Below are 5,209 nucleotides of genomic sequence, written 5' to 3'. Positions count from 1 at the left end.
AAGCGCTTCGACTCCGCCGGTATCTCGCTGGGCGCACTGTCGCCGGAAGCTCACGAAGCCCTGGCCGAAGCCATGAACCGCCTCGGTGCGCGTTCCAACTCCGGCGAAGGTGGTGAAGATCCGGCGCGTTACGGCACCATCAAGAGTTCGAAAATCAAGCAGGTTGCCACCGGCCGTTTCGGTGTGACTCCGGAATACCTGGTCAACGCCGAAGTGCTGCAGATCAAGGTCGCCCAAGGCGCCAAGCCGGGCGAGGGCGGGCAACTGCCGGGCGGCAAGGTCAACGGGCTGATCGCCAAGCTGCGTTACGCAGTGCCGGGCGTGACCCTGATTTCGCCACCGCCGCACCACGACATCTATTCGATCGAAGACTTGTCGCAACTGATCTTTGACCTCAAGCAGGTCAACCCGCAGGCGCTGGTTTCGGTGAAGCTGGTAGCAGAAGCGGGCGTCGGCACCATCGCCGCCGGTGTGGCCAAGGCCTATGCCGACTTGATCACCATTTCCGGCTACGACGGTGGCACCGGTGCTTCGCCGCTGACCTCGATCAAGTACGCTGGCGCACCGTGGGAGCTCGGCCTGGCTGAAACCCACCAGACCCTGCGCGGCAACGACCTGCGCGGCAAAGTCCGGGTGCAGACCGACGGTGGCCTGAAAACCGGTCTCGACGTGATCAAAGCCGCGATCCTTGGCGCCGAGAGCTTCGGCTTCGGTACCGCGCCGATGATCGCACTGGGCTGCAAATACCTGCGCATCTGCCATCTGAACAACTGCGCCACTGGCGTCGCGACGCAGAACGAGAAACTGCGCAAGGATCACTACATCGGCACCGTCGACATGGTGGTGAATTTCTTCACCTACGTCGCCGAAGAAACCCGTGAGTGGCTGGCCAAGCTTGGCGTGCGCTCCCTCGAAGAGCTGATCGGTCGCACTGATCTGCTGGAAATCCTCGAAGGCCAGACCGCCAAGCAACATCACCTGGACCTGACGCCGCTGTTGGGCAGCGATCACATCCCGGCGGACAAACCGCAGTTCTGCGGCGTTGAGCGCAACCCGCCGTTCGACAAAGGTCTGCTCGCGGAGAAGATGGTCGAGATGGCCTCGTCGGCGATCAACGACCTCAGCGGTGCTGAGTTTGAGCTGGATATCTGCAACTGCGACCGTTCGATCGGCGCCCGAATCTCCGGCGAAATCGCGCGCAAGCACGGCAACCAGGGCATGGCCAAGGCGCCGATCACCTTCCGTTTCAAAGGCACGGCCGGGCAGAGCTTCGGTGTGTGGAACGCCGGCGGTCTGAACATGTACCTGGAAGGCGACGCCAACGACTACGTCGGCAAAGGCATGACCGGTGGCAAGCTGACCATCGTGCCGCCGAAGGGCAGCGTTTATAAGACTCAGGAAAGCGCCATCATCGGCAACACCTGCCTGTACGGCGCAACGGGCGGCAAGCTGTTTGCCGCCGGCACCGCAGGCGAGCGTTTCGCCGTGCGTAACTCCGGTGCCCACACCGTCGTGGAAGGCACTGGCGATCACTGCTGCGAGTACATGACCGGTGGTTTCGTCTGCGTGCTGGGCAAGACCGGTTACAACTTCGGTTCTGGCATGACCGGTGGTTTCGCCTACGTGCTCGATCAGGACAACACCTTCGTTGACCGGGTCAACCACGAACTGGTGGAGATCCAGCGGATCAGCGGCGAGGCGATGGAAGCCTATCGCAGCCACCTGCAGAACGTGCTGAACGAGTACGTCGCCGAAACCGACAGCGAGTGGGGTCGTGAGCTCGCTGAGAACCTCGACGATTACTTGCGGCGTTTCTGGTTGGTCAAGCCCAAGGCTGCCAGCTTGAAAACCCTGCTTTCCAGCACTCGTGCCAACCCGCAGTGATATGCGCCTGAAGAGTTTGATGAGGTTTTAACAATGGCTGAACGTCTGAATAACGACTTCCAGTTCATCGATGTCGGGCGCAAGGATCCGAAGAAGAAACTGTTGCGTCAACGCAAGAAAGAGTTCGTTGAAATCTACGAGCCGTTCAAACCCCAGCAGTCGGCCGATCAGGCCCACCGCTGCCTGGGTTGCGGCAACCCGTATTGCGAATGGAAGTGCCCGGTGCACAACTTCATTCCAAACTGGCTCAAATTGGTGGCCGAGGGCAACATCCTTCAGGCCGCCGAGCTGTCGCACCAGACCAACACCCTGCCGGAAGTCTGCGGCCGGGTGTGCCCGCAGGATCGTCTGTGCGAGGGTGCCTGCACCCTCAACGACGGCTTCGGCGCGGTGACCATCGGTTCGGTCGAGAAGTACATCACCGACACCGCGTTCGCCATGGGCTGGCGCCCGGACATGTCCAAGGTCAAGCCGACCGGCAAACGCGTGGCGATCATCGGTGCAGGCCCGGCGGGTCTTGGTTGTGCCGACGTGCTGGTGCGTGGCGGCGTGACCCCGGTGGTATTCGACAAGAACCCGGAAATCGGTGGCCTGCTGACCTTCGGCATCCCCGAGTTCAAGCTGGAAAAGACCGTGCTGAGCAATCGTCGCGAAGTCTTCACCGGCATGGGCATCGAGTTCCGTCTCAACACCGAAGTCGGCAAAGACGTGACCATGGAACAACTGCTCGCCGAGTACGATGCGGTGTTCATGGGCATGGGGACCTACACCTACATGAAGGGCGGCTTTGCCGGTGAGGACCTGCCAGGCGTTTATGACGCGCTGGACTTCCTCATCGCCAACGTCAATCGCAACCTGGGCTTTGAAAAGTCGCCGGAAGATTTCGTCGACATGAAAGGCAAGAAGGTTGTGGTGCTCGGCGGCGGCGACACGGCGATGGACTGCAATCGCACCTCGATCCGTCAGGGCGCCAAGTCGGTGACCTGCGCTTATCGTCGTGACGAAGCGAACATGCCCGGCTCGCGCAAAGAGGTGAAGAACGCCAAGGAAGAAGGCGTGAAATTCCTCTACAACCGCCAGCCGATCGCCATCGTCGGTGAAGACAAGGTTGAAGGCGTCAAAGTGGTCGAGACCCGTCTCGGCGAACCGGACGCCCGTGGCCGTCGTAGCCCCGAGCCGATCCCGGGTTCCGAAGAGATCATCCCGGCCGACGCCGTGGTCATCGCCTTCGGCTTCCGTCCGAGCCCGGCACCGTGGTTCGAACAGTTCGAGATCCAGACCGACAGCCAGGGCCGCGTTGTTGCGCCCGAGCAAGGTCAGTACAAGCACCAGACCAGCAACCCGAAAATCTTCGCCGGTGGCGACATGGTGCGCGGTTCCGACCTGGTGGTGACGGCGATCTTTGAAGGGCGCAATGCGGCTGAAGGGATCCTCGATTACCTGGGTGTGTAAACGCCGCTCGAAACTGCAATGCGATACCTGTGGGAGCTGGCTTGCCAGCGATAGCATCTCCTTGGTTTACCTGACAAACCGAGTTGTCTGCATCGCTGGCAAGCCAGCTCCCACAGTGTTTTGTGGTGTTGCAAAGTCAGCATTCCAGCGCGACAAATTGACCCGATAGACAAAAGGCTGACCCACATCCGTGCCTTTTGCCTCGCGCTCTGAGAAAATGCCCGCACTTTTTTTCCGGATGCCGACATGACTGCCCTGAAGAACGACCGTTTCCTCCGCGCCCTGCTCAAGCAACCCGTTGACGTCACCCCTGTGTGGATGATGCGCCAGGCCGGTCGCTACCTGCCGGAGTACCGCGCCAGCCGCGCCCATGCCGGCGACTTCATGAGCCTGTGCATGAATCCGGAGTTCGCCTGCGAAGTCACCCTGCAACCGCTTGACCGCTACCCGCAACTGGACGCGGCGATCCTGTTTTCCGACATCCTCACCATTCCCGATGCCATGGGCCAGGGCCTGTACTTCGAGACCGGTGAAGGCCCGCGCTTCAAAAAAGTTGTCAGCACCCTGGCCGACATCGAAGCCCTGCCGATCCCGGACCCGCACAAAGACCTCGGCTACGTGATGGACGCGGTCAGCACCATCCGTCGCGAGCTGAACGGACGTGTGCCGCTGATCGGTTTCTCCGGCAGCCCGTGGACCCTCGCCACTTACATGGTTGAAGGCGGCTCGTCAAAAGACTTCCGCAAGACCAAGGCGATGCTTTACGACAACCCGCAAGCCATGCACCTGTTGCTCGACAAATTGGCGCAATCGGTGACTTCGTACCTCAACGGCCAGATCATGGCCGGTGCACAAGCGGTGCAGATCTTCGATACCTGGGGCGGCAACCTGTCGGCGGCGGCGTATCAGGAATTCTCCCTGGCCTACATGAAGAAAATCGTCAGCGGCCTTATCCGCGAGAACGACGGACGCAAAGTGCCGGTGATTCTGTTCACCAAGAACGGCGGCCTGTGGCTGGAAAGCATCGCCGAAGCCGGCGCCGACGCGCTCGGCCTGGACTGGACCTGCGACATCGGCAACGCCCGTGCCCGTGTCGGCGACAAGGTCGCGCTGCAAGGCAACATGGACCCGACCGTGCTCTACGCCAAACCGGAAGCGATCCGCACTGAAGTCGGGCGCATCCTCGCCAGCTACGGCAAGGGCAGCGGCCACGTGTTCAACCTGGGTCACGGCATCACGCCTGAGGTTGATCCAGAACATGCCGGCGCGTTCCTGCGTGCGGTGCATGAGCTGTCGGCGCAGTATCACGAGTGATCAGCGCCCAATAAAAAACGCCCGGCCAAATGCCGGGCGTTTTCTTTTGCACGGTCTAATGTCGTACCCAAATCAACTGTGGGAGCGAGCCTGCTCGCGAAAGCGGTGTGTCATTCAACACTGATGTTGCCTCACACAGTGCATTCGCGAGCAGGCTCGCTCCCACAGGGATTTATCTCAGGCTTTGACACCCTGCAACGGCGGCAACTTCGCCAACTTCAACGCCACCAGCAGGGCAATCAGCAACAACGCACCAATGAACAGGCCGATGCCATTCCACCCGCCCAGATGCCAGAACACCCCGCCCGCCGTCCCGGCAATGCTCGACCCGGCGTAATAACTGAACAGATACAGCGACGACGCCTGACCCTTGGCGGTCAACGCGCGCCGGCCGATCCAGCTGCTCGCCACCGAGTGCGCGGCGAAGAAGCCGAAGGTGAACACCAGCATGCCGACGATCACTAGCAACAACGAGGTGAACATGGTCAGTGCCAGTCCGGCGAACATCAGTGCAATGGTCGCCCAGAGCACTTTGCGTCGCCCCAGCTTGTCCGCCAAA

The 5,209-nt window shown here is 61.0% G+C and carries 4 protein-coding genes; 3 read left to right on the top strand and 1 reads right to left on the bottom strand.

Going from position 1 to position 5,209, the window contains the following annotated elements:
* The 3 genes from gltB to hemE form a co-directional block, all read left to right on the top strand.
* Positions 1-1,884: glutamate synthase large subunit (gene gltB / locus OQK_RS08805; RefSeq protein ID WP_038860781.1), on the top strand; the 1,884-nt coding region annotated here is incomplete at its 5' end.
* Between the two features lie 33 nt (positions 1,885-1,917).
* On the top strand, positions 1,918-3,336 hold the full coding sequence (locus tag OQK_RS08800; RefSeq protein WP_007909438.1) for an FAD-dependent oxidoreductase: 1,419 nt from the start codon (positions 1,918-1,920) through the stop codon (positions 3,334-3,336).
* Between the two features lie 246 nt (positions 3,337-3,582).
* A complete protein-coding gene (hemE, locus tag OQK_RS08795) occupies positions 3,583-4,650 on the top strand; it encodes a uroporphyrinogen decarboxylase (RefSeq protein WP_016772044.1) in 1,068 nt (355 codons plus the stop codon).
* Between the two features lie 177 nt (positions 4,651-4,827).
* Here hemE and OQK_RS31115 read toward each other — a convergent pair.
* On the bottom strand, positions 4,828-5,209 hold a 382-nt coding region (locus OQK_RS31115), incomplete at its 5' end, for an MFS transporter (protein ID WP_038860780.1).

This window comes from Pseudomonas sp. R62, from assembly GCF_000257605.1.
GTDB lineage: Bacteria > Pseudomonadota > Gammaproteobacteria > Pseudomonadales > Pseudomonadaceae > Aquipseudomonas > Aquipseudomonas atacamensis.
The sequence above is the reverse complement of the archived record's forward strand: the minus strand, read 5'-3'. Positions and strand labels throughout refer to the sequence as shown.